1 protein-coding gene is annotated in these 1,218 nt (G+C 68.3%); it reads right to left on the minus strand.

Annotated elements, in window-relative coordinates:
- Positions 1–164 precede the first annotated feature (164 nt).
- A partial coding sequence (locus ACZ3X1_RS37320; protein ID WP_467284025.1) for an IS701 family transposase occupies positions 165–1,218 on the minus strand: 1,054 nt, incomplete at its 5' end.

Here is a 1,218-nt window from a genome sequence, read left to right on the forward strand (position 1 = left end):
CTAGTACTGCAACGGTACTTGCTGTGATGGTTTGTTGGCTTCTGGTGGTGTGTGACCGCGTCGTTTGTAGTGGCTGACACGTGCCTGGAACTGTCGTCGCCGTCGCCAGTGTGACCAGTGCAGGACGTGGTCGGTGCTTGGGCGAGGCCGGGTGAGCCGGCTGATCAGGCGTCGGATTTCGGGGAGGGTGAGGGGTATGAGCTGGGAGGATCCGTTTCTGCTTTCCCGGTGTCGAGTTCGCGGGCTCGCAGGACGGTGAGGCAGGCGTGGGCGGCGATGGCCAGGGCCATGTGGCGGTGCCAGCCGTCGTAGCGGCGGACCTGGTAGTCGTCCAGGCCGCATTCCTGTTTCGCACTCTGGAAGCATTCCTCGACCGCCCACCGGGCACCGGCGACGCGGATCAGCTCGTCCAGGGTGGTTTCGGCCGGGCAGTAGGCGATGTAGTAGGAGATCTCCTCGGGCCTGCGGACGCTGCGGCGGGCGATCACCCAGTGACGGCGGTCCTCGCGGTGCCAGGGCCGGACCTCGACCCTGGCCCAGTCGTAGACCCGCGGTCCATGGGCCCCGTCCCCGCAGGAACGGCGCTTCCACTTCTGCCGTGGCAGCCCGGGGAACAGGTCGTGAACGGGGTGGTCCATGGCCCAGCGGGTGACGACCGTGTCGTGCCGGGTGGTGGCCATGACGTGGAAGACATCCGCCCGCTCCAGCTCCGTGCGCCAGCCCTTGGAGAAGCCGTAGGCGGCGTCCGCGGTCACCCACCGGAACGGGATCCGGTCCGTGATCGCCCGGCGGACCATGGCCTTGGCCATCACCACTTTCGTCTCGAAGGCGACCGTGTCGTCGATGCCGGCGGCCCGGCACCGGTCGCGGTCATCCGTCCATGACGTGGGCAGATACAGGCGCCGGTCGATCAGGGTGCGGCCCCGGCCGCCGGCATAGGCGAGGAACACCCCGATCTGGGAGTTCTCCGTCCGCCCGGCGGTCCCGGAGTACTGACGCTGGACCCCGGCCGAGCGGACACCCTTCTTCAGGAACCCGGTGTCGTCCACGATCAGCACCGCATCCGGATCACCGAGGTGCTCGATGACGTAGTCCCGCACGTCGTCCAGGACCTCGTCCGCGTTCCAGTCGATCCGGTTCAGCAGCCGGTGGATCCGGTCCGGGCCGCCATGCCCGGCCTCCTCGGCAAGCGTCCAGCCGTTCTTCCGCTCCAGCGGA

The organism is Streptomyces sp. NPDC023541, from assembly GCF_055559995.1.